This window comes from Klebsiella sp. BIGb0138 (assembly GCF_004342285.1).
Taxonomy (GTDB): domain Bacteria; phylum Pseudomonadota; class Gammaproteobacteria; order Enterobacterales; family Enterobacteriaceae; genus Klebsiella.
In genome coordinates this window covers 728,368-752,447 of record NZ_SMCV01000001.1, presented here as the reverse complement: position 1 = coordinate 752,447, position 24,080 = coordinate 728,368, and the positions used below count along the sequence as shown (strand labels likewise).

Here is a 24,080-nt window from a genome sequence, read left to right as displayed (position 1 = left end):
CGGGCAGCGTGACGCCGGAGATCGCCCACATGCCGCCCTGTTCTCCCGGGCGAGCGGCGGGCATCACCGGCGTCAAGCCTATTTCACCGCTTTGCCTTTCAGTAGTTTTCGTACCCACAGACGATTCGGATTCAGCGCCGCCAGGGTTGTCCTGTTCAGCGGCAGCGGTTCACCGCTCATCTGCGCCGCCAGAATTTCCGCCGTCAACGGGGCAGAGCATAGCCCGCGTGAACCCAGGCCGCCCAGCAGATACAGGTTGCGATAAACCGGTGCCGTGGGGGCCTGATCCTGCCGAGCGACCAGCTTAGCGTACTGCGTCAGGGTCGCCTCATAGTCCGGAACATTCCCCACCATCGGTAGATGATCGCGGGTAGCGCAACGTACGCCGCTGCGCGCCTGGTTAGCGCTGACGTCCACCTCGCGCGCCCACGGGGCCTGCGGGAAGCAGTCGATCAGCCGCTGCCGGTTCTGCTGCTGGTCCTCGGCGCTGAATTCGGCTTCCCTCTGCCCGCGATGATAGCTGGCGCCAATACAGTGCTGCTGGTTATGGGGATTCTGCGGCGTCAGGTAGCCGTCGTAACACAAGACCTGGCGCAGTGCGGAAAGCCCCGGCGTGGTCGGAATATGGCTCACCTGTCCACCTACCGGATATGCCGGCAGGCGTTTCGTCTGCGGGAAACCGGTCAGATGGTGGCCGTTCGCCAGCACCACCACCTCATGCCGTTGCTGCTGATTGAGCAGCCAGCCGTCCCCGTCTTCGCTCAGCGTCCTGACCTTAAAAGCATAATGCGTGCGTAAGCCTCGGGTCGCCGCCAGGGCAAAAAGCTCCGCCGTCAGCTGCTGGGGGGAGAGCCAGCCGCCGGACGGATAGGCGATTCCGCCACAGCCGGTTTCCACGCCGGTGGTGCGAGCAACGGTCTCTGCGCTGACGGCCACGGCGATCTCAGCCGGTAGCGCGCTCGCCAGCATCTGTTCTATTTTCTTTGCGCTCTTCTCGTCCCAGGCGAGCTGCGTGACGCCGCACCATTGATGGTCGAACATGACCGGCAGGGCGTCATAAAAACGGCGGGCAAAGGTAAAAGCGGCGGGGAAGAAGCGGGCCAGCGCCGGGTCGTGCTGGCTCAGTAAGGGGTAGAGCGCCCCCTGGCGGTTCCCGGATGCCCCATCCGCCGGGGCCTTGTCGGCGCAATATAAGGTCACCTGCCAGCCTCGACGCAACAGTCCGAGGGCGAGCAGGGCGCTGGCAATGCCGCCGCCGACGATCGCGACCTCGCGCTGCGGGCTGCCGGTGCGGGCAAACCACGGCGTGCTGGCCGGTAAATTCAGCGTCTCGCTCATTTCGCCGCTGAGCATTTCGCGTTTGCGGCCAAACCCTTTGCACTTGCGCATGGTAAATCCGGCATCCTGCAGACCGCGGCGCACAAAACCGGCGGAGGTAAAGGTGGCCAGCGTTCCGCCAGGCCTTGCCAGCCTTGCCATGGCGGAGAATAGCTCCGGCGTCCACATGTCCGGGTTTTTCGCTGGCGCAAAACCATCGAGAAACCAGGCATCGACCTGCTGATTCATTGAGTCGTCAAGCTCGTGGGTCAGCTCATTGATATCTCCGAACCACAAATCCAGCGTGACGCGCCCGTCATCCAGCAGCAGGCGATGGCACCCGGCTAATGGCTGCGGCCACTGCGCCTGCAGTTGTTCAGCCCACGGTTCCAGCTCCGGCCAGTGCCGGTGAGCCTGCCGGAGGTCGGCAGACTTCAGCGGGAATTTTTCGAAACTGATGAAATGTAATCTTTGCAGGGTAGCTTCGGGGTTATCGCGGCGAAAAACAGCAAACGCCTGCCAGAGGGTCAGAAAGTTGAGGCCGGTGCCAAACCCACTCTCGGCGACCACAAACAGCGGGCGTGGATGGGCGGGAAAGCGCTCGTTAAGGCGGTTGCCGCCGAGGAAAACGTAACGTGTCTCTTCCAGACCATTGTCATTGGAAAAGTACACATCATCGAAATCTCGGGAAACAGGTGTACCCTCAGCGTTAAATTCCAGGTTGGCAGGTTGTATGGCGTTTTGTTTCACGTAAGTTACTCGAATCTCAAGGCGTAGAACGATCTTAACGATGTGTGTCAGGGGGCGCAAATTTATACACAAAATGGCTGATCGGACTTGTTCGGCGTACAAGTGTACGCTATTGTGCGACTCGAAACTTAAAATAGTGCGACTTACAGAGGTATTGAATGAAACGTGCAGTGATTACTGGCTTGGGCATCGTTTCCAGCATCGGTAACAACCAGCAGGAAGTCCTGGCATCTCTGCGTGAAGGACGTTCAGGGATCACTTTCTCTCAGGAATTTCAAGATTCAGGTATGCGCAGCCACGTATGGGGTAACGTTAAGCTGGATACCACCGGTCTGATTGACCGTAAAGTGGTGCGCTTTATGAATGATGCCTCCATCTACGCTTATCTCTCAATGCAGCAGGCCGTTGCGGACGCTGGATTGAAAGAGGAAGTTTATCAGAATAACCCGCGTGTAGGTCTGATTGCCGGTTCTGGCGGTTCTTCAAAATATCAGGTGTTTGGCGCCGACGCGATGCGCAGCCCGCGCGGTCTGAAGGCCGTTGGCCCGTATGTGGTGACCAAAGCAATGGCCTCTGCCGTTTCCGCCTGCCTCGCCACCCCGTTTAAAATCCACGGCGTTAACTACTCTATCAGCTCCGCTTGCGCGACCTCTGCGCACTGCATCGGCAACGCCGTTGAGCAGATTCAGCTGGGTAAACAGGATATCGTTTTTGCCGGCGGCGGCGAAGAGCTGTGCTGGGAAATGGCCTGTGAATTCGACGCGATGGGCGCACTGTCCACCAAATACAACGAGGCGCCGGAAAAAGCGTCCCGTACCTATGATGCGAACCGTGACGGTTTCGTGATCGCAGGCGGCGGCGGTATGGTGGTTGTTGAAGAGCTGGAACACGCTCTGGCGCGCGGCGCGCACATCTATGCCGAAGTTGTCGGTTACGGCGCGACTTCCGATGGCGCGGATATGGTTGCCCCGTCAGGTGAAGGCGCGGTGCGCTGCATGCAGATGGCGATGCACGGCCTGGATACCCCGATCGATTACCTGAACTCCCACGGGACGTCAACGCCGGTTGGCGACGTGAAAGAACTGGGCGCGATTCGTGAAGTTTTCGGTGACAACAGCCCGGCTATCTCCGCCACCAAAGCGATGACCGGCCACTCTCTGGGCGCCGCAGGCGTACAGGAAGCTATCTACTCGCTGCTGATGCTGGAACACGGCTTTATCGCCCCAAGTATCAACATCGATGAGATGGATGAGCAGGCTGCAGGTCTGAACATTGTCACTAAACCGACCGAGCGGGCGCTGACCACCGTGATGTCCAACAGCTTCGGCTTCGGCGGCACCAACGCCACGCTGGTGATGCGTAAACACGACGCATAAGCGGCAGGCGATTCAGTCAGGTTTAAAAGGGAGCCCATCGGCTCCCTTTTTTGTCTTCTTGACAGATCCTGACATCAGCAGGCAAACTGCTGGCGAAACATTATCTCCCCGGTAATGCGTAAGCGTTTAACGTTATCCAACGCGCCTTAACCCTGATAATCAGGTGGAGGGGGGCGTGGCTATCGTCCTCGCCTTACTCTGCGAACTGGAGTAAAGCATGTCCGCAGCGACTGAAACAATATCTTCCTCTTCAGCGAATATTTCGCTATTTCGTATTACCTTCTCCGTCTTTCTGACCTATATGACCGTGGGCCTTCCGCTGCCGGTGATCCCGCTTTTTGTGCACCAGGAGTTGGGCTTTGGCAACACCATGGTCGGTATCGCCGTGGGCATTCAGTTCCTGGCGACGGTTCTGACGCGCGGTTACGCCGGCCGCCTGGCTGACCAGCATGGCGCCAAACGCTCGGTACTGCAGGGCATGCTGGCCTGCGCCCTGGCCGGGACGGCATGGCTGCTGGCGGCTCTGCTGCCGGTTTCGCCGCTGGCGAAATTTGCGCTGCTGATACTGGGGCGTCTGATCCTTGGTTTTGGGGAAAGCCAGCTGCTGACCGGTAACCTGAGCTGGGGAATGGGGCTGGTCGGTCCCGCGCGATCGGGGAAAGTGATGTCGTGGAACGGCATGGCGATGTACGGTTCGCTGGCCGTTGGCGCACCGCTGGGGCTACTGATCTACGCGCAATTTGGGGCTGCCGCCCTGGCCTGCGTCACCATGGCGCTACCGCTGCTGGCATTCGCTATCAACGGCACGGTCAGGAAGATTCCGCCTCACGGCGGCGAGCGGCCATCGCTATGGAGCGTGGTCGGCATGATCTGGCGTCCGGGGATTGGCCTTGGCCTGCAGGGGGTTGGCTTTGCGGCGATCGGCACCTTTGTGTCGCTCTATTTTGCCAGCCGCGGCTGGGCGATGGCTGGCTTCACCCTGACCGCCTTTGGCGGCGCATTTGTCCTGATGCGGATCCTGTTTGGCTGGATGCCGGACCGTTTTGGCGGTATCAAGGTCGCGATAGTGTCGCTGCTGATTGAGGCCGTCGGGCTGACGCTGTTAGGGCTGGCGCCGGGCGCCTGGGTTGCCCTGGCGGGGGCGGCGCTGACCGGCTGCGGCTGTTCGCTTATCTTCCCGTCATTGGGCGTCGAAGTCGTGAAGCGCGTACCGGCACAGGTACGAGGTACTGCCCTTGGCGGCTATGCGGCGTTTCAGGATATCTCCTACGGCGTGACCGGCCCGCTCGCCGGACTGCTCGCCACCTCTTTTGGCTATGCTTCCGTCTTTATGGCGGGGGCGATCTGCGCCGTGCTGGGTATTCTGATGACGCTGCTCTCGTTGCGTAAATAGTCTTATTGCCCGGTCTTCAGCGCGTGGAGGCCGGGCGCTTTGCGCGGAAGGTAGTACTTCACCTGAAATTCAAACATGTTGGTATAGAGGATGGAGTAGTCAATCGGCTGGTGCTGCTCGTCTATCGCCTGGGTTTGCATCCTGATGATCGGGTCTTTGGTGCTGATATGCAAAAGCGCCGCCAGTTCCGGAGAGGGCAATATCGGCACGATAGATTCGTAACAGCCATCTATGCGGATACCACATTCATTTTCAATATATGAAAATTTCGACTTTTTCATATGGGCGATCGTCAGATCAGGAAAGCGCGTGGCCGAAAGCCAGGTCTCTTCCAGCTGCATTGCGATATTATCGATAAAGCGTAGCCTTTTAGCATAATAAACGGGCTCACCGTGCTGTAACGACAACCCCTTAGCTATTTCCTCTGACGCCGCCTGCAACTCAAATTTAAGAATCTGGCTGGAGGGGGTTTTACCTTCGTTGCGGGCAATTTCGGTAAAACTGTCTAAATGGGTGACCGATGCCTGAAAATGTTTATTCCTGATCCAGGTTCCCGAACCATGCCGGCGCTCAATTAATCCATCCTCCTCTAAGGTCTTTAGCGCTTTGCGTAGCGTATTGCGTGAAACATTATAAAGCTCTGCTAATTCTTTTTCTGATGGCAGAAGATCGCCAATGCTATACAACGGACTATTGATTTTGTTTTTCAGTAAATGAATGACATTTTTATAAACCACTTTTGAACCTCAATAATCCATTTGAAAACATGGGGTTGCTGTTGAGAGTGAAGAGGATAACGCTTACACGTTCATTTTTTTGCTGGCTTTTGCACCACTTTACTCTTGCTAACTGTGATCGCCAATGCGGATAAGAAAATTAACAATTATTACAGTGCCCGTCAATTGAGGCTTATGAACAGAAAAGAGTAAGGAAAATGAAAAATATATTGTTAGTGTGTGCCGCCGGGATGTCGACCAGTATGTTGGTTAAGCGGATGCAAGAGCATGCCGCAGCGATGGATCTTGCGGTAAATATCAATGCGCTGGCTATTTCAGAAGCCAAAGAAAAAATCAAAAACAACCTGGCGGATGTTGTTCTGTTAGGGCCGCAGGTTCGTTTTCAGAAAAATGAAATAGAAGAAGTGGCGCAGCGACGAATACCTGTGGCCGTGATTGATATGAAATATTATGGGCAAATGGCTGGCCAGGCCGTGTTAGACAGTGCGCTGGCACTGCTGGCAAATAAATAATGTTCAAATGATTCCGGTTAGTTTACAGGGGATAAATCCCTTGTCGCCGGGGGCCTGTGCTCCATCTATGGGGCCTTATCAAATATTAATGATTAACAGAAGGGTTCATCATGAGTTTCATGGATGCCTTTGAACGTGGCATGGAAAAAATTCTTGTCCCCGTGGCTATAAAATTAAATTCTCAGATTCATGTTTCCGCTATTCGGGATGCATTTATTTTATCTTTCCCGATCGTCATGGCCAGTTCGCTGATTATTCTGATTAACTTTGCCATTTTATCTCCGGATGGCTTTATTGCCAGCATCTTACATCTTGGTTCGCTGTTCCCGAATCTTGCCGAGGCGCAGCAAATATTTACCCCGGTAATGAATGGTTCGGTCAATATCATGGCAATACTGATCGCCTTTCTCGTAGCGCGCAATATCGCGATTAGCTATCAGCAGGACGATCTGCTGTGCGGACTGACGGCGATTGGCGCCTTTTTTGTGGTCTATACGCCTTACACGATCATTGACGGTCAGGCGTATCTGACGACGAAATATCTCGGGCCGCAGGGATTGTTTGTGGCGATTATCGTTGCGCTTATTTCCAGCGAGGTGTTTTGCCGCCTGGCGCGTAACCCGAAGGTGACGATTAACATGCCGGCCGCAGTACCGCCTGCGGTAGCGCGTTCGTTTAAGGTGTTATTACCGATCTTCTTCGTGATGATTTTGTTTTCCATCCTTAATTATCTGCTGACGCGGATTTCCCCTAACGGTCTTAACGATCTGATCTATACCCTGATCCAGGCGCCGCTTAAGGATATGGGGACTAATATCGTTACCGTGCTGGTGCTGGGGCTGGTCGCCAACTTCCTGTGGGTGCTGGGGATTCATGGGCCAAACACGGTGGCGGCGATTCGTGAAACGATTTTCTCGGAAGCGAATCTGGAAAATCTCTCCTATGCGGCATCGCACGGCACCACATGGGGCGCTCCGTACCCCATTACCTGGACCGGCATCAACGATGCGTTCGCCAACTGCGGCGGCTCCGGAATGACCCTCGGTTTACTGCTGGCTATCTTTATCGCCTCGCGGCGTAAAGATTATCGCGACCTGGCGAAAATGGCCTTCGTTCCGGGGTTATTCAACATCAACGAACCGGTGATGTTTGGTTTGCCCGTCGTGCTTAACCCGATTCTGGTGATTCCCTTTATCTTCGTACCTTTTATTAACTCGTTGATTGGCTATTTCTTTATCAGCATGGAGTTTATTCCACCTATCGCTTATGCCGTCCCCTGGACCACGCCAGGTCCGCTGATTGCCTTCTTCGGTACCGGCGGTAACTGGTTAGCGCTGTTTGTCGGCATTTTGTGTCTGGCTGTCTCAACCCTGGTCTATTTACCGTTCGTGATTGCGGCGAATAAGGTCAACACCGCGGCGGTAGCTGAATAAGGTCATACCGGGGGGACGTCACGATGTTTGCTGATGTCCAGCCCGGAACTGGCCTGTCGTAAGACGCATAAGATCCAAACGCTATTGATTGCTCTTGATGCGGAATCGGGCGAATTATAAAAATATGCAGGTACTCTATGTATGCAAGTCAATTGAAGGTTAGCTTATTGTCTTTATCCGTACTTCTGGCGCTTTCGTCACCCCCGGTTGTGGCGGCGAAATTAACGATTGAACAGCGTCTTGAATTACTCGAAGCGGAATTATCAGCCAACAAAAAAGAATTACAGACAACGCAATCACAGCTATCGACCTATAAAGATAAAGTGGCGCTGTTGCAAAAAAGTATTCAAGAAAATGAGCACAGAACGGTTACCGCCGGTTACCCTACCGCGACCTCGCCGGTCGCTGAAAATATTGCCAATGAAAATAATGAGTCCGGACAAAAATCGCCGCCAGCGGAAGTGAAAGCGACCCAGCAGGTGGCGGTGATTAATACTGACGGGAAGAAGGCGAAAGTCGAGAGTATTACCATGAAGGATCTTAGCGAATTCGTTAAAGACGATATTGGCTTCAGCTATCAGGGATACTTACGCTCCGGCTGGGGAACCGCCAACCACGGCTCTTCGCAGACCTATGCCGCGGGTTCATTGGGCCGTTTTGGCAATGAAATGAGCGGCTGGTTTGATCTGACCTTGAATCAGCGGGTGTATAACCAGGAGGGGAAAACCGCCAATGCCGTCGTGACCTACGACGGTAACGTGGGTGAGCAGTACAACGATGCCTGGTTCGGCGATACCAACAACGAGAATATCCTCCAGTTCAGCGATATCTATCTCACCACCAAAGGGTTCCTGCCTTTTGCGCCGGAGGCCGATTTCTGGGTCGGTAAACATAAGCTCCCGGAATATGAAATTCAGATGCTTGACTGGAAATCGTTGACCACCGACGTTGCCGCAGGCGTCGGGATGCAAAACTGGGCGCTCGGCGTCGGGCTGCTTGACGCCTCGCTCAGCCGCAACGATGTGGAGGTCTATTCGCGCGATTTTTCGCAGACCACGCAGATGAATACCAACTCTGTCGATCTGCGCTATCGCAATATCCCGCTGTGGGAGAAGGGAACGTTCTCTGTGATGGGGAAATACGCCTTTGCCAACAAGAGCGATCAACAGGAGAAAAACGAGGATAACAACCGCTACTTCAGGCTCAAGGATACGTGGATGGCGACCGGGATCGTTCGTCAGGAACTGGAGCGTCAGGGATTTAATGAGTTTACGTTACAGGTGGCGAATAACTCTTATGCCAGCAGTTTCTCGAACTTCTCCGGTGCCAGCAACTCGATGGCGCACGGGCGGTATTATTATGGCGATCATAGCGACGGTGTAGCCTTACGTCTGATTTCACAGGGTGAAATGTATCTGGCCGATCGCATTATTATGGCCAACGCGCTGGTCTGGTCACACGGCGATGATATTTATAGCTACGAAAGCGGGGCGCATAGCGATTTTGACAGCTTCCGCGCGGTGATTCGTCCGGCATGGATTTGGGATACCTGGAACCAGACCGGGGTCGAGTTAGGCTGGTTTGCGCAGAAAAATAAAACCGCGCAGGGTGAGGATTTGCAAGAGTCGGCGTATAAAACGACGCTTTATCATGCCTTAAAGGTCGGGCCGAGTCTGTTGGGTTCCCGTCCGGAAATTCGTTTCTACGCCACTTATATCAATATCCTCGATAACGAACTGTCGCAGTACCGCTTTAACGACGATAGCAAGGATGAATTTATGCTGGGTGTACAGGCTGAGGTCTGGTGGTAACTGGCTGATTGGCAAACTTACGCCCGCATAGCGGGCGTTTTGGCAGGACGTCAGGGAGTCACATCGCCAGCCACAGCAGGCCGAGCAGCACGATCGCCGCCAGCAGAATGACCCACGGCTTGTTGAACCGCGCGGGCAGAGGGGAGGGCTCAGGCTGCAGCGCCGGAATGGCCAGCGTCTCCTGCGCCCGGGCAACGCGCAGGACAAACACTTTATTCAGCAGCGTCAGCACCTGCGTCGCGCTCAGCGTCGTTTGCGGCGTGACGTGCCAGTTGTGCTGGGCAAAATCGGCGATCTTCTGCCACTCCTGCACCTCCAGCGGCTGTTTCAGCGCCGCCTGTAGCGAGGTGAGCGTCGGAGCGGCCTGCGCGCTCAGGGTTTGCCGCGCATGCAGCCAGTAGGAGAGGGGGGTAAAATGGGTGGCCGGAATCAGCTCTCCGGTTTTCACGCCGCTTAACTCCAGCATGGACTGCCAGATCAGTTTGCCGGGTTCCCCGGTCGCCGCGGCAAGCCTGCTCACCTGCTGATTCAGCGTATTGTGTTCCGCGGGCAACAGCGGGCGCAGGGTCGGCTGGCGCTGCTGCGGCTGCGGGATCGACAGCTGGCCGCTTTGCAGCAGCTGAAGCACCGTTTGCAGCTGCTGCTGGCTTAACGCGTGCAGCGTGGTTTGCCCGTAGTGCTGGCGAATATAATCGCTCACCCCCTGGCGATTGTTGCCTTGATTCAGCAGCTCGCTGAGTTGCGCCAGGGTCTGGCGATGATGATGATTCTGCTGCGCCGCGGTTAAGCGTTGATTCAGGTTGCTTTCTGCGGCGCTGAAATGGCATGCCAGCAGCGGCGCGTCGCCTTTGAGTCCCAGATCGTGCTTGATTCCCGCCCACACTTCCGCGCTCTGCTGGGATGTTAACGCCACCAGGCGCGTAATCAGTCGCTCGAGAACGGTACGTTGTTGCATGGTCAGCCCAGGTTCTCCGGAGACGGAGGAACCAGTCCCCGGGGGACGATCGGACATACCTGAAACGGGTTGCGTCATATTAATCCTTTCCGTATTGCTGTACTGAGGCCCGGGGATGATGTTCCTGGCGGCGAGATTATGGCACACTTCCCCGGTTTACTCTCGTTCTCAGACAGGTACTGAACCGTGAAAATCCTCGTTGATGAAAATATGCCCTATGCCCGCGAGCTTTTTAGCCGTCTGGGTGAGGTGGAGGCGGTCCCCGGCCGTCCGGTCCCGGTTGACGCGCTGACCGACGCCGATGCGTTGATGGTCCGCTCCGTTACTAAAGTCAATGAAGCGCTGCTCTCCGGCAAGGCGATTAAATTCGTCGGTACCGCGACCGCCGGCACCGATCATGTCGATCAGGCCTGGCTGCAGCAGGCCGGGATCGGGTTTTCTGCCGCGCCGGGTTGCAACGCCATTGCGGTGGTAGAATATGTGTTCTCGGCGCTGCTGATGCTGGCCGAGCGCGATGGGTTTGCGCTGGCCGATCGTACCGTCGGGATTGTCGGCGTCGGCAACGTTGGCGGCCGCCTGCAAAAGCGTCTGCAAGCGCTGGGGATCAAAACCCTGCTTTGCGATCCGCCGCGCGCCGATCGCGGGGAGGAAGGCGACTTCCGTACCCTCGATGAGCTGGTGCAGGACGCGGATATTCTGACATTCCATACGCCGTTGTATAAAGACGGACCATATCAAACCCTGCACCTGGCGGATGAGTCGTTAATTCGCCGCCTGAAGCCGGGAACAATACTGATCAACGCCTGCCGTGGCCCGGTGGTTGATAACCGCGCCCTGCTGCAGTGTCTGCAGGCAGGCCAGCCGCTCAGCGTGGTGCTGGATGTCTGGGAACCCGAGCCGGATCTGAACCTTGCGCTGCTGGACAGGGTGGATATCGGGACCGCGCACATTGCCGGCTACACCCTGGAGGGGAAAGCGCGCGGGACCACGCAGGTCTTTGAAGCTTACAGCGCCTTCATTGGCCATCCGCAGCAGGTGGCTCTGGATACCCTGCTGCCGGCGCCGGAATTTGGCCGCATTACCTTGCATGGCGCGCTCGATCAGCCAACGCTGAAAAGGCTGGTGCATTTGGTGTATGATGTGCGCCGCGATGATGCGCCGCTGCGAAAAGTTGCCGGCGTGGCGGGTGAATTTGACAAGCTGCGCAAAAATTATCAGGAACGCCGTGAATGGTCATCCCTGTACGTGCAGTGCAGCGACGCGCAGGCGGCGACGCTGTTGCGGCAGCTCGGCTTTAATGCCGTACATCACCCCATTCGTTAATATCTTCTTAATGGCCCTGTTGGATACTCCGGCAGGGTCGCTTTTTCTGGAGTAAACCACCATGTCTGAAGGCTGGAACATTGCCGTACTGGGCGCAACGGGCGCCGTAGGCGAAGCCCTGCTCGAAACCCTTGCTGAACGTCAGTTCCCGGTGGGCGATATTTATGCGCTGGCGCGCAACGAAAGTGCGGGTGAACACCTGCGTTTTAACGGTAAGTCGGTCATTGTGCAGGATGCTGCCGCGTTTGACTGGACCCAGGTACAGCTGGCTTTTTTTGCCGCGGGCGTCGAAGCGAGCGCGGCCTATGTTGATGAAGCGACCAATGCCGGCTGTCTGGTTATCGATCTCAGCGGCCTGTTTGCGCTGGAGCCGGACGTTCCGCTGGTCGTGCCGGAAGTGAACCCGTTTGTGCTGGCCGATTATCGTAATCGCAACCTGATCGCGGTACCCGACAGTCTGACCAGCCAGCTGCTGACGGCGCTGAAACCGCTGATTGATGACGGTGGTTTATCGCGGATTGGCGTGACCAGTCTGATCTCCGCCTCGGCGCACGGTAAAAAGGCCGTTGACGCGCTGGCCGGGCAGAGTGCGAAGCTGCTTAACGGTATACCGATCGATGACGACGATTTCTTCGGTCGTCAACTGGCGTTCAACATGCTGCCGCTGCTGCCGGATCGTGAAGGCAGCGTGCGCGAAGAGCGACGTATCGTCGACGAAGTCCGCAAAATCCTCCAGGATGACGGGCTGATGATTTCGGCCAGCGTCGTGCAGTCGCCGGTGTTCTACGGCCATGCGCAGATGGTGAATTTCGAAGCGCTGCGCCCGCTGGCGGCGGAAGAGGCGCGTGATGCCTTTGCCCGCGGCGAAGATATCGACCTCTCCGCCGAGCGCGAATTCCCGACCCAGGTCGGCGACGCTTCTGGTTCTGCGCGGCTCTCCGTGGGCTGCGTGCGTAACGATTACGGTATGCCGGAACAGATTCAGTTCTGGTCCGTTGCCGATAACGTCCGTTTCGGCGGCGCGCTGATGGCGGTGAAAATCGCCGAGAAACTGGTGCAGGAGTATCTGTACTGATGTCTGAGATGGAGCAACAGCCGGTCTATAAAATCGCGCTGGGCATCGAGTACGACGGCAGCAAGTATTACGGCTGGCAGCGGCAGAACGAAGTCCGCAGCGTGCAGGAGAAGCTGGAAAAGGCGCTCTCGCAGGTGGCGAATGAACCGATTACCGTGTTCTGCGCCGGCCGCACCGACGCCGGTGTACATGGCACCGGCCAGGTGGTGCATTTTGCGACCCACGCGCTGCGCAAAGACGCGGCCTGGACGCTGGGTGTAAATGCGAATTTACCTGGAGACATCGCCGTACGTTGGGTGAAACATGTGCCGGATGACTTCCACGCCCGCTTCAGCGCGACGGCGCGCCGTTACCGCTACGTCATCTATAATCACCGCCTGCGTCCGGCGGTGTTAAGCCAGGGCGTCACCCATTACCATCAGCCTCTGGATGCCGGGCGGATGCAGCGCGCTGCCCAGTGTCTGGTGGGGGAAAATGATTTCACCTCGTTTCGGGCGGTGCAGTGCCAGTCGCGCACGCCGTGGCGCAATATTAGTCATATTCGCGTGACGCGTTATGGCGCATATGTGGTGGTGGATATCAAAGCCAATGCCTTTGTACATCATATGGTAAGGAACATTGTCGGCAGCCTGATGGAAGTAGGGGCCGGTAACCAGCCAGAGAGCTGGATTGCAGAACTTCTGGCGGCTAAAGACAGGAAGCTGGCCGCCGCAACGGCAAAAGCAGAAGGGTTGTACCTGGTGTCGGTGGATTATCCGGCCCATTACGATCTGCCGGTGATGCCGATGGGCCCGCTGTTTCTGGCGGACTAACGTATAGACTTTATCTTTCAGGCCGTCTCGTTGTTGGCCGCACGGTGTGCCCCGGTTTATACGGCCGGAACTACCGGCTTGCGCGGCGATGGCTGCTGACTGATTTTGTGTCGTGTCATTAAGGACTCATACAATATGGACCTGATTCGCTTTGTAATTGATTTCATCCTGCATATTGATGTTCACCTGGCCGAGCTGGTTGCCGACTACGGGATTTGGGTTTACGCCATTCTGTTTTTGATTCTGTTTTGCGAAACGGGGCTGGTGGTGACGCCGTTCCTGCCGGGAGATTCGCTGCTGTTCGTGGCCGGCGCGCTGTCGGCGCTGCCGACCAATGACCTGAACGTCCATCTGATGGTGCTCCTGATGGTGATTGCGGCGATCCTCGGCGATGCGCTCAATTACACCATCGGGCGGCTGTTTGGCGAAAAGCTGTTCAGCAATCCCAACTCGAAGATCTTCCGCCGGAGCTATCTGGATAAAACCCACTCGTTTTACGAGCGTCACGGCGGCAAAACGATTATTCTTGCGCGCTTTGTGCCGATCGTCAGAACCTTCGCGCCGTTTGTGGCGGGAATGGGCCATATGTCCTATCGTCATTTTGCGGCGTATAACGTGGTTGGCGCGCTGCTGTGGGTCCTGCTGTTTACCTACGCAGGCTACCTGTTTGGCGACCTGCCGATCGTTCAGGAAAACCTGAAGCTGCTGATTGTGGCGATTATTGTTCTGTCGGTGCTGCCTGGGGTGATTGAAATTATTCGCCACAAGCGCGCGGCGGCGAAGCAGCCAAAATAATCCTCATTCCCCTCTTTTCCGCGGGCGTATCACCGCCGCCCGCAGAAACGAGGGGGAGCGGTACGACCACTTTTTTATCCCATGTTACGGGATGTTATGATTTAATGTGCAACATTCATGGTCTGTAAGGGTCAAAAATGGCATTATGCGCCCCTTACGACAAAACTGGCATCGACCAGGTTCAGGCAGAAAGGTTATCAATGAGCTGGATTGAACGAATTAAAAGCAATATAACCCCCACCCGCAAGGCAAGCATTCCCGAGGGTGTATGGACCAAGTGCGACAGCTGCGGGCAGGTTTTGTACCGCGCAGAGCTGGAGCGCAACCTGGAGGTTTGCCCTAAGTGCGATCACCACATGCGTATGTCGGCGCGTAATCGCCTGCATAGCCTGTTGGACGAAGGTTCCCTGGTGGAGCTGGGAAGCGAGCTCGAGCCAAAAGATGTGCTGAAGTTCCGCGATTCAAAAAAATACAAAGACCGTCTGGCGTCCGCGCAAAAAGAGACCGGCGAAAAAGATGCGCTGGTGGTCATGAAAGGCACCCTGTATGAGATGCCGGTTGTCGCTGCGGCCTTCGAGTTCTCCTTTATGGGCGGATCGATGGGTTCAGTCGTTGGCGCTCGTTTCGTGCGTGCGGTTGAGCAGGCGCTGGAAGACAACTGCCCGCTGATTTGCTTCTCCGCCTCCGGCGGCGCGCGCATGCAGGAAGCGCTGATGTCGCTGATGCAGATGGCGAAAACGTCCGCTGCGCTGGCGAAAATGCAGGAGCGCGGCCTCCCGTATATCTCCGTACTGACCGACCCGACCATGGGCGGCGTATCGGCGAGCTTTGCGATGCTGGGCGATCTGAACATCGCTGAACCGAAAGCGCTGATCGGCTTTGCCGGTCCTCGCGTTATCGAGCAAACCGTACGTGAAAAACTGCCGCCGGGGTTCCAGCGCAGCGAGTTCCTGATTGAGAAAGGGGCGATCGATATGATCGTGCGCCGCCCGGAAATGCGTCTGAAGCTGGCCAGCATCCTGGCGAAGCTCATGAATCTCCCGGCGCCGGAGGCTTCTCACGAAGGCGAGGTGGTGCCAGCGGCACCGGATCAGGAACCAGAGGCCTGATAATTCAGAGGGCAGGCCTGACGGCGCTGCCCTTTTTTAATTATACGCGCCATCATTCAAGCGGCGGCAAGGCCGTATCCCCGTCAGGGTTGAGGGCGGCAGGCAGCGCGGGTCAGGTGCGCCGTCGGCGTCAGGCAGTTTGAAGGATGCAGCGTATTTACCGTTAACTCTCGCGGACATCATGGAAAAAGAACCTATTCCTCAGGCCACGTCGCCCCTGGCTACGTGGCTTTCCTATCTGGAACATCTGCACAGCAAAACCATCGACCTGGGGCTGACGCGCGTGAGCGAGGTCGCCGGGCGGATGGCGGTATTGCAGCCGGCGCCATTTGTCTTCACGGTGGCCGGCACCAACGGTAAAGGCACCACCTGCCGTACGCTGGAATCGGTGCTGATGGCGGCGGGCTATAAGGTCGGCGTTTACAGCTCACCGCATCTGGTGCGTTATACCGAGCGCGTGCGCGTGCAGGGCGCAGAGCTGCCGGAAGCGGCGCATACGGCCTCTTTTGCCGAAATCGAAGCGGCGCGCGGCGATATCTCCCTGAGCTATTTTGAGTTCGGCACGCTCTCGGCGCTGTGGTTGTTTAAACAGGCGCAGCTGGACGTGGTGATTCTCGAGGTGGGCCTAGGCGGCCGCCTGGATGCCACCAACATCGTCGACGCCGATATCGCAGTGGTCACCAGCATCGCCCTGGATCATACTGACTGGCTGGGGCCGGATCGTGAAAGCATTGGCCGCGAAAAGGCGGGTATTTTCCGCGCGGGTAAACCGGCGATCGTCGGCGAGCCTGATATGCCGCAGACCATTGCCGAGGTGGCCGCTGAGAAGGGGGCGACGCTACTGCGACGTGACGTAGACTGGCGCTATACCGCGCATGCGCAGGATTGGTCATTCAGCGACGGGCAGGGGGGAGTCGTAGGTTTACCGTTGCCTCAGGTGCCAATGCCGAACGCCGCCACGGCGCTGGCGGCGCTGCGCGCCAGCCCGCTCAAGGTCAGCGAGCAGGCGATTCGTGACGGAATCCAGCGGGCGATGCTGCCCGGACGTTTCCAGATTATTCGCGAAGCGCCGCGCGTTATTCTCGACGTGGCGCATAACCCCCACGCGGCGGCCTGGCTCGTCGGGCGTCTCAAAAGCGCACCGAAAACGGGGCGCGTACTGGCGGTTATTGGTATGCTGCATGATAAGGATATTGCCGGTACGCTGGCGAACCTGACGGCAGAAGTGGATAGCTGGTACTGCGCGCCGCTGGAAGGGCCGCGCGGAGCGACCGCGGAACAACTGCTGGAACATCTGCGCGCAGGAAAAGCTTACGCTGACGTGGCTCAGGCATGGCAGGCGGCGATGACCGATGCCAGACCTGAAGATACGGTGCTGGTGTGCGGGTCATTCCACACGGTGGCGCATGTAATGGAAGAAATAGAGGCGGGGAGAATCGGTGGCGAGTAAGTTTCAGAACCGTTTAGTCGGGACGATTGTGCTGGTGGCGCTGGGGGTGATTATTCTTCCGGGGCTGCTCGACGGTCAGAAAAAACATTATCAGGATGAGTTCGCTGCGATTCCGCTGGTGCCGAAGCCGGGTGACCGCGATGAACCGGACATGCTTCCGGCGGCGACTCAGGCCTTACCGGCGCAGCCGCCCGAAGGGGCCGCCGAAGAGGTGAGGGCGGGGGATGCGGCCGCGCCGTCGCTGGACCCATCGCGGATCCCGGTTAACAGTAACAGTTTCGATGACGTGCAGGAGCCGGTTGTGGCGCCGAAGCCGCAGCCAAAACCGCAGCCGAAGCCTCAGCCTCCTCAGCCGAAGCCGGTTGAGAAACCGCAGCCGCCGCAGCAACAGCAGGTTGCGGTACAGACGCCGCCGCCGAAGCCGGCCGAGATTCCCGCACCGACCGGCAGAGCCTATGTGGTTCAGCTCGGCGCGTTGAAGAACGCGGATAAGGTCAATGAAATCGTCGCGAAGCTGCGCTCCTCCGGGTTTAAGGTCTACACGTCGCCTTCGACGCCGGTACAGGGTAAAATTACCCGCATTCTGGTGGGCCCTGACGCTTCGAAGGATAAGCTGAAAGGGCAGCTGGGCGATCTGAAGCAGCTCTCTGGCCTTAACGGCGTGGTGATGGGATATAGCCCGAACTAATCTGGCCCCCACTCCGCAGGTGACCGGCAAAGCTCCTGTCTGACGCGCTCTCAGGAGGCGAAGGGCAGCATGGCGTTGAATGTTTTTTCAGCGCCATTTTTATTTCTGTAGGGCACGGAAATCCCTACGCAAACGTTTTCTTTTTCTGTTAGAATGCGCCCCGAACCGGACGACAGGGCGTAAAATCGTGGGATGTTTATGGTCTGGATTGATTACGTCATTATTGCGGTGATTGGTTTTTCCTGTCTGGTAAGCCTGATCCGCGGCTTTGTTCGTGAAGCGTTATCGCTGGTAACCTGGGGATGTGCTTTCTTTGTTGCCAGTCATTACTACACTTACCTGGCTGTCTGGTTCACGGGCTTTGAAGACGAAATGGTCCGCAATGGGATTGCTATCGCGATACTGTTTATCGCAACGCTTATCGTCGGCGCTATCGTTAACTATGTGATTAGCGCGCTGGTAGAGAAAACCGGCCTGTCGGGTACCGACAGGGTGTTAGGGATCTGTTTTGGCGCCCTGCGTGGCGTGCTGATCGTCTCTGCGATTCTGTTCTTTCTCGATAGTTTTACCGGCATGGCGAAAAGCGAAGACTGGCAAAAGTCAGAGCTTATCCCGCAGTTCAGTTTCGTTATCAGGTGGTTTTTTGACTATCTGCAAAGCTCGTCAAGTTTCTTGCCCAAAGCATAAGCGTTGGGATGTGGCTGAACGAGGAAAAGACGTATGTGCGGTATTGTCGGTATCGCCGGTGTTATGCCGGTAAACCAGTCGATTTATGACGCGTTAACGGTGCTTCAGCATCGTGGCCAGGATGCCGCAGGCATCATCACCATTGATGCAAATAACTGTTTCCGTTTGCGGAAGGCAAATGGGATGGTGAGCGATATTTTTGAGGCTCGCCACATGCAGCGTATGCAGGGCAATATGGGTATTGGTCATGTCCGCTATCCTACGGCCGGCAGCTCAAGCGCCTCTGAGGCGCAGCCTTTCTACGTCAACTCGCCGTATGGGATTACGTTGGCGCACAACGGCAATCTGACCAACGCTCACGAGCTGCGTAAAAAGCTGTTTGAAGAAAAACGCCGCCACATCAACACCACTTCCGATTCTGAAATCCTGCTCAATATCTTCGCCAGCGAGCTGGATAACTTCCGTCATTACCCGCTGGAAGCGGATAACATCTTTGCCGCGATTGCCGCAACCAACCGCCAGATCCGCGGCGCCTATGCCTGCGTGGCGATGATCATTGGTCACGGGATGGTTGCCTTCCGCGATCCGAACGGTATCCGTCCTCTGGTGTTGGGCAAGCGTGATGTCGGCGACGGCCGCACCGAGTATATGGTCGCTTCCGAAAGCGTGGCCCTGGATACCCTCGGCTTCGAGTTTCTGCGCGACGTTGCGCCGGGTGAAGCGGTGTACATTACCGAAAAAGGCCAGCTGTTTACCCGCCAGTGCGCGGAAAACCCGGTCAGCAACCCGTGCCTCTTCGAGTATGTCTATTTTGCCCGTCCGGACTCCTTTATCGATAAGATTTCGGTTTACAGCGCCCGCGTCAATATGGGCACCAAGCTGGGCGAGAAGATCGCCCGCGAATGGGAAGATCTGGATATCGACGTGGTCATCCCGATTCCGGAAACCTCCTGCGATATCGCGCTGGAAATCGCCCGGATCCTCGATAAACCCTATCGCCAGGGGTTCGTCAAAAACCGCTATGTTGGCCGCACGTTTATCATGCCGGGTCAGCAGCTGCGCCGGAAATCCGTGCGCCGTAAGCTCAATGCTAACCGCGCAGAGTTCCGGGATAAAAACGTCCTGCTGGTCGATGACTCTATTGTGCGCGGCACCACCTCGGAGCAGATTATCGAGATGGCGCGCGAAGCTGGCGCGAAAAAGGTCTATCTGGCTTCCGCTGCGCCAGAGATTCGCTTCCCGAACGTTTACGGTATCGATATGCCGACGGCGACGGAGCTCATCGCTCACGGTCGCGAAGTGGATGAAATCCGGCAGATCATCGGCGCAGATGGCCTTATTTTCCAGGATCTGAACGATCTGATTGAAGCCGTACGTGCGGAAAACCCGGATATTCAGCAGTTTGAATGCTCCGTATTTAATGGCGTGTACGTCACCAAAGACGTTGACCAGCGGTACCTGGATTATCTTGATTCCTTACGTAATGACGATGCGAAAGCGGTACAGCGTCAGAACGAAGTGGAAAACTTAGAGATGCATAACGAAGGCTAACCGGCCACGTTGCTGCCTGAAGCCCGCCGTCTGACGACCGCGGGCTTTTTTGTTTTTGCCGCGCGGCCGTTTGTGTCCCCAGACTTGCGTCGGTGGCGATATTCCGGCAAAGTCTGCGACATAACGCAGAAGGGGCAATCATCGTGAAACGACTCATCATTGGTATTTCTGGCGCCAGCGGGGCGATTTATGGCGTGCGATTGCTGCAGGTTTTGCGTGATGTCCCTGATGTTGAAACCCATCTGATTATGAGCCAGGCGGCGCGACAGACGCTGGCGCTGGAGACCGATTATTCCCTGCGTGAAGTTCAGGCGTTGGCAGATGTCGTCCATGATGCGCGCGATATTGCCGCCAGCATCTCCTCGGGGTCGTTTAAGACCACCGGCATGGCGATTATGCCCTGTTCGATGAAAACGCTTTCAGGCATTGTCCACAGCTATACGGACGGCCTGCTGACCCGCGCGGCGGATGTCGTGCTCAAAGAGCGCCGCCCGCTGGTGCTCTGCGTGCGGGAAACCCCGTTCCACCTCGGCCATCTGCGGCTGCTGGTTCAGGCGGCAGAGATGGGCGCGGTGATTATGCCTCCCGTTCCGGCGTTCTATCACCGCCCACAAACCCTGGATGACATTATCAACCAGACGGTCAATCGGGTGATCGACCAGTTCGATATTACTCTCCCGCAGGATCTGTTTATCCGCTGGCAGGGACCCGTCGATGCACCAAAGTAGTGCGACTTATCGACCTTTGCGTCCCCGTAGTGCAATTTTGTCGCCTCGATCAAATCCTCGACATTTAATTTGTTTTTTTGCGTTCGGGCACTGCGGTTTATCCGTTAATGCTGGTATCTTCCCTTCTAAGACAATCCCGCAACTTTTTATTAACAAATTTAACGCTGTTTCCAGCACGCACTGAGAAGATGGCATAAAACCTGCAGGGTTGGTCGGCAACACAGATAACTACACGACAGAACGCACCGCATAACAACATCACGACACTTAAGGGTATTGTATGAAGAAGACGATCCTGGCCCTCTCTTTAATCATGGGAATCAGCAGTGCCTCCAGCGCTTTTGCCGCACTGCCGCAAAGCATCCGTATCGGCACCGATGCCACCTACGCCCCTTTCTCGTCGAAGGATGCGAAAGGTGATTTCGTCGGCTTTGATATTGATTTGGGCAATGAACTGTGTTCGCGTATCAAGGTGAAATGTACCTGGGTGGGAAGTGATTTTGATTCATTAATTCCGTCGCTGAAGGCGAAGAAAATCGACGCCATTATCTCTTCATTATCGATTACCGAAAAACGTCAGCAGGAGATTGCCTTCTCTGACAAGCTGTACGCCGCAGATTCTCGTCTGATTGCGCCGAAAGGTTCCCCGATTCAGCCGACGGTGGAGTCGTTGAAAGGTAAGCACGTCGGCGTATTGCAGGGTTCGACTCAGGAAGCGTACGGCAACCAACGCTGGCGTAGCCAGGGCGTTGATGTGGTGGCCTACCAGAACCAGGACCTGATCTATTCCGACCTTGCCGCAGGCCGTCTTGACGCCGCTCTGCAGGATGAGGTCGCCGCCAGTGAAGGCTTCCTCAAACAACCCGCCGGTAAAGATTTCGCTTTTGCCGGCCCTTCGGTTAAAGACAAACAATTCTTCGGCGACGGTACCGGTATTGGCCTGCGCAAGGCTGATGGCGAGCTGAAAAGCGCTTTTGACAAAGCGCTGGCCGAGATGCGTAAAGACGGGACCTACGACAAGATGGCGAAGAAATACTTCGACTTTAACGTTTACGGTGACTAATCCGCTCCGGGCCCGGGAAACCGGGCCTGCTGATAGCGCGCCGCTATGAATGCCCTGTGATGGTACAATCCTGCCTTCGCTGTTTCACTTTGGTGCAGTAAAGGCGTTTTTGCCAGGCAGGCAGTGCATAGTTAAGCGTTTATGTTGCGAAATAATTAGTTTCCCGGCGCAGAATGTTTTGCCTTCCCGGGGCGAATAATGGCACGATAACTGGCTTAAGTACTTCTAATAAACCCGTTAGAATGACAGTCTGTTGAGGATAGTTATGAAAAAACTGGCGTTGTCTCTTTCTTTAGCGCTGGCCCTTTCCAGCGTTTCCACGGTATTCGCCGCCATTCCGCAAAAAGTCCGTATCGGTACTGACCCAACTTATGCCCCGTTCGAATCGAAAAATGCGCAGGGTGAATTGATTGGTTTTGACATCGATCTGGCAAAAGAGCTGTGTAAGCGTATCAATACGCAATGTACCTTCGTTGAAAACCCGCTGGACGCGCTGATCCCCTCTTTAAAAGCGAAGAAAATCGATGCAATCATGTCTTCGCTGTCGATTACCGAAAAACGTCAACAGGAAATCGCCTTCACCGACAAACTCTACGCTGCGGATTCCCGCCTGGTGGTGAAAAAGGGCAGCGATATCACCCCGGATCTCAGCAAACTGAAAGGCAAGCGTATCGGCGTGCTGCAGGGCACCACCCAGGAAACCTACGGCAATGAACACTGGGCGCCGAAGGGGATTGAAATTGTCTCCTATCAGGGGCAGGACAATATCTACTCCGATCTGACCGCGGGACGTATCGACGCGGCGTTCCAGGATGAAGTCGCCGCCAGCGAAGGCTTCCTCAAGCAGCCGGTCGGTAAAGATTATCAGTTTGGCGGCCCGTCCATTAAAGACGAGAAGCTGTTTGGCGTCGGCACCGGTATGGGCCTGCGTAAAGAGGACAACGAACTGCGTGAAGCGCTGAATAAGGCCTTCGCGGAAATGCGCAAAGATGGCACTTACGACAAGCTGGCGAAAAAATATTTCGATTTTAACGTGTACGGTGACTAAGCATCATGCGTACCCCATCGCGCGCAGTTTGGCGCGCGATGGTCGATGACAGACAGGGCAGACAGCATGTTGTACGGGTTTTCACAGGTTATATTGCAGGGCGCTCTGGTCACGCTGGAGCTGGCCCTTAGTTCGGTCGTGCTGGCGGTCCTTATTGGTCTGGCGGGCGCCGGCGCAAAACTCTCGAGCAATCGACCACTGGCGCTGGTTTTTGAGGGCTACACCACCTTAATTCGTGGCGTGCCCGATCTGGTGCTGATGTTACTGATTTTCTATGGGCTGCAGATTGCCCTCAATACGCTCACCGATGCGCTGGGCATGTCGCAGTTTGATATCGACCCGATGGTCGCGGGGATTATCACCCTCGGCTTTATCTACGGCGCCTATTTTACCGAAACCTTCCGCGGTGCCTTTATGGCGGTACCGAAAGGGCATATCGAAGCGGCGACGGCGTTTGGATTCAGCAGCGGGCAGACTTTCCGGCGGATCCTCTTCCCGGCGATGATGCGCTATGCGCTACCGGGCATCGGCAACAACTGGCAGGTTATCCTGAAGGCGACGGCGTTGGTTTCTCTGCTGGGGCTGGAAGATGTGGTCAAGGCCACGCAGCTGGCGGGGAAAAGCACCTGGCAGCCGTTCTACTTTGCCATCGTCTGCGGTCTGGTTTATCTCGTGTTTACCACAGTTTCCAATGGTGTACTGCTGCTGCTTGAACGCCGTTACTCCGTGGGCGTGAAGAGGGCTGACCTGTGATTGAGATTATTCAGGAGTACTGGAAATCCCTGTTGTGGACCGACGGCTATCGTTTTACCGGCGTGGCCATCACGCTGTGGCTGTTAATTTCCTCGGTGGTGATGGGCGGCATTCTGGCGGTGTTTCTTGCTATCGGGCGCGTCTCAAGCAACAAATACATTCAGTTTCCGATCTGGCTTTTTACCTATGTGTTCCGCGGGACGCCGCTGTATGTGCAGCTGCTGGTGTTTTACTCCGGGATGTATACGCTGGAAATCGTCAAAGGCACCGAGCTGCTGAACGCTTTTTTCCGCAGCGGCCTGAACTGTACGGTGCTGGCGTTGACCCTCAATACCTGTGCCTACACCACGGAGATTTTCGCCGGGGCGATTCGTTCGGTGCCTCCAGGGGAAATTGAAGCGGCGCGGGCATATGGCTTCTCATCGGTCAAACTGTATCGCTGCATTATCCTGCCGTCGGCGCTGCGCATCGCGCTGCCTGCGTACAGCAATGAAGTGATCCTGATGCTGCACTCCACCGCGCTGGCCTTTACCGCCACCGTGCCGGATCTGCTGAAAATCGCCAGGGATATTAACTCGGCGACCTATCAGCCGTTTACCGCCTTCGGGATTGCCGCGGTGCTCTATTTAATTATTTCGTATGTGCTGATTAGCTTGTTCCGCAAAGCGGAAAAGCGCTGGTTGCAGCATATAAAACCTTCTTCAACGCATTGAG

At 56.2% G+C, this 24,080-nt stretch carries 22 protein-coding genes; 19 read left to right on the top strand and 3 right to left on the bottom strand.

Annotated elements, in window-relative coordinates:
- Positions 1 to 78: 78 nt before the first annotated feature.
- On the bottom strand, positions 79 to 2,067 hold the full coding sequence (mnmC, locus tag EDF73_RS03490) for a bifunctional tRNA (5-methylaminomethyl-2-thiouridine)(34)-methyltransferase MnmD/FAD-dependent 5-carboxymethylaminomethyl-2-thiouridine(34) oxidoreductase MnmC (protein WP_132725794.1): 1,989 nt from the start codon (positions 2,065 to 2,067) through the stop codon (positions 79 to 81).
- 158 nt (positions 2,068 to 2,225) lie between these two features.
- Here mnmC and fabB point away from each other — a divergent pair, with 158 nt between their 5' ends.
- Entirely contained in the window at positions 2,226 to 3,443 is a 1,218-nt protein-coding gene (gene fabB, locus EDF73_RS03485) for a beta-ketoacyl-ACP synthase I (RefSeq protein ID WP_132725792.1), read from the top strand.
- Between the two features lie 217 nt (positions 3,444 to 3,660).
- Positions 3,661 to 4,836, top strand: a complete 1,176-nt coding sequence (locus tag EDF73_RS03480) for an MFS transporter (protein WP_132725789.1) — start codon at positions 3,661 to 3,663, stop codon at positions 4,834 to 4,836.
- A 2-nt stretch (positions 4,837 to 4,838) separates the two neighbouring features.
- Here the strand turns inward: EDF73_RS03480 and EDF73_RS03475 are convergent, their stop codons facing one another.
- Positions 4,839 to 5,573 carry a GntR family transcriptional regulator gene (locus EDF73_RS03475; protein ID WP_132725786.1) on the bottom strand — a complete coding sequence of 245 codons (735 nt, stop codon included), beginning with the start codon at positions 5,571 to 5,573 and terminating at the stop codon, positions 4,839 to 4,841.
- 197 nt (positions 5,574 to 5,770) lie between these two features.
- Here EDF73_RS03475 and EDF73_RS03470 point away from each other — a divergent pair, with 197 nt between their 5' ends.
- The 3 genes from EDF73_RS03470 to EDF73_RS03460 all read left to right on the top strand — a co-directional run bounded on the left by EDF73_RS03470 (position 5,771) and on the right by EDF73_RS03460 (position 9,329).
- Positions 5,771 to 6,085 (top strand): PTS sugar transporter subunit IIB, encoded by a 315-nt coding sequence (locus EDF73_RS03470; RefSeq protein WP_132725783.1) that lies wholly within the window; start codon positions 5,771 to 5,773, stop codon positions 6,083 to 6,085.
- Between the two features lie 110 nt (positions 6,086 to 6,195).
- Entirely contained in the window at positions 6,196 to 7,518 is a 1,323-nt protein-coding gene (locus tag EDF73_RS03465) for a PTS sugar transporter subunit IIC (protein ID WP_132725780.1), read from the top strand.
- 137 nt (positions 7,519 to 7,655) lie between these two features.
- Entirely contained in the window at positions 7,656 to 9,329 is a 1,674-nt protein-coding gene (locus EDF73_RS03460) for a carbohydrate porin (protein WP_132725777.1), read from the top strand.
- Positions 9,330 to 9,387: 58 nt separating this feature from the next.
- Here the strand turns inward: EDF73_RS03460 and flk are convergent, their stop codons facing one another.
- The gene (gene flk / locus EDF73_RS03455) at positions 9,388 to 10,362 is read right to left on the bottom strand and encodes a flagella biosynthesis regulator Flk (protein WP_132725774.1); all 975 of its coding nucleotides are present in this window, start codon (positions 10,360 to 10,362) and stop codon (positions 9,388 to 9,390) included.
- 108 nt (positions 10,363 to 10,470) lie between these two features.
- On the opposite strand from flk, the gene pdxB reads away from it, so the two are divergent.
- The 14 genes from pdxB (at position 10,471) to EDF73_RS03380 (ending at position 24,079) form a co-directional block, all read left to right on the top strand.
- Positions 10,471 to 11,607, top strand: a complete 1,137-nt coding sequence (gene pdxB, locus EDF73_RS03450) for a 4-phosphoerythronate dehydrogenase PdxB (RefSeq protein WP_165905629.1) — start codon at positions 10,471 to 10,473, stop codon at positions 11,605 to 11,607.
- Between the two features lie 61 nt (positions 11,608 to 11,668).
- Positions 11,669 to 12,682 (top strand): aspartate-semialdehyde dehydrogenase, encoded by a 1,014-nt coding sequence (locus EDF73_RS03445; RefSeq protein WP_132725771.1) that lies wholly within the window; start codon positions 11,669 to 11,671, stop codon positions 12,680 to 12,682.
- A complete protein-coding gene (gene truA / locus EDF73_RS03440; protein ID WP_132725768.1) occupies positions 12,682 to 13,494 on the top strand; it encodes a tRNA pseudouridine(38-40) synthase TruA in 813 nt (270 codons plus the stop codon). The genes EDF73_RS03445 and truA overlap by 1 nt, the downstream gene beginning before the upstream one ends.
- Positions 13,495 to 13,629: 135 nt before the next feature.
- Positions 13,630 to 14,289, top strand: a complete 660-nt coding sequence (locus tag EDF73_RS03435; RefSeq protein ID WP_132725765.1) for a DedA family protein — start codon at positions 13,630 to 13,632, stop codon at positions 14,287 to 14,289.
- A 200-nt stretch (positions 14,290 to 14,489) separates the two neighbouring features.
- A complete protein-coding gene (gene accD / locus EDF73_RS03430; RefSeq protein WP_132725762.1) occupies positions 14,490 to 15,398 on the top strand; it encodes an acetyl-CoA carboxylase, carboxyltransferase subunit beta in 909 nt (302 codons plus the stop codon).
- A 181-nt stretch (positions 15,399 to 15,579) separates the two neighbouring features.
- Positions 15,580 to 16,848, top strand: coding sequence for a bifunctional tetrahydrofolate synthase/dihydrofolate synthase (gene folC / locus EDF73_RS03425; RefSeq protein WP_132725759.1), 1,269 nt, complete (start codon positions 15,580 to 15,582; stop codon positions 16,846 to 16,848).
- Positions 16,838 to 17,536: a cell division protein DedD gene (gene dedD / locus EDF73_RS03420; protein ID WP_132725756.1), complete on the top strand. Its 699-nt coding sequence runs from the start codon at positions 16,838 to 16,840 to the stop codon at positions 17,534 to 17,536. The genes folC and dedD overlap by 11 nt, the downstream gene beginning before the upstream one ends.
- Positions 17,537 to 17,734: 198 nt before the next feature.
- The gene (cvpA, locus tag EDF73_RS03415) at positions 17,735 to 18,223 is read left to right on the top strand and encodes a colicin V production protein (protein WP_132725753.1); all 489 of its coding nucleotides are present in this window, start codon (positions 17,735 to 17,737) and stop codon (positions 18,221 to 18,223) included.
- 33 nt (positions 18,224 to 18,256) lie between these two features.
- A complete protein-coding gene (gene purF / locus EDF73_RS03410; RefSeq protein ID WP_132725750.1) occupies positions 18,257 to 19,774 on the top strand; it encodes an amidophosphoribosyltransferase in 1,518 nt (505 codons plus the stop codon).
- A gap of 143 nt (positions 19,775 to 19,917) precedes the next feature.
- Positions 19,918 to 20,502, top strand: coding sequence for a UbiX family flavin prenyltransferase (locus tag EDF73_RS03405; protein ID WP_132725747.1), 585 nt, complete (start codon positions 19,918 to 19,920; stop codon positions 20,500 to 20,502).
- 280 nt (positions 20,503 to 20,782) lie between these two features.
- Positions 20,783 to 21,565, top strand: coding sequence for a lysine/arginine/ornithine ABC transporter substrate-binding protein ArgT (argT, locus tag EDF73_RS03395; protein WP_132725745.1), 783 nt, complete (start codon positions 20,783 to 20,785; stop codon positions 21,563 to 21,565).
- A gap of 265 nt (positions 21,566 to 21,830) precedes the next feature.
- Positions 21,831 to 22,613: a histidine ABC transporter substrate-binding protein HisJ gene (hisJ, locus tag EDF73_RS03390; RefSeq protein WP_132725742.1), complete on the top strand. Its 783-nt coding sequence runs from the start codon at positions 21,831 to 21,833 to the stop codon at positions 22,611 to 22,613.
- Between the two features lie 66 nt (positions 22,614 to 22,679).
- A complete protein-coding gene (locus EDF73_RS03385) occupies positions 22,680 to 23,366 on the top strand; it encodes a histidine ABC transporter permease HisQ (RefSeq protein ID WP_132725739.1) in 687 nt (228 codons plus the stop codon).
- A complete protein-coding gene (locus EDF73_RS03380; RefSeq protein WP_132725736.1) occupies positions 23,363 to 24,079 on the top strand; it encodes an ABC transporter permease in 717 nt (238 codons plus the stop codon). Before EDF73_RS03385 ends, EDF73_RS03380 begins: the two co-directional genes overlap by 4 nt.
- Position 24,080 lies beyond the last annotated feature (1 nt).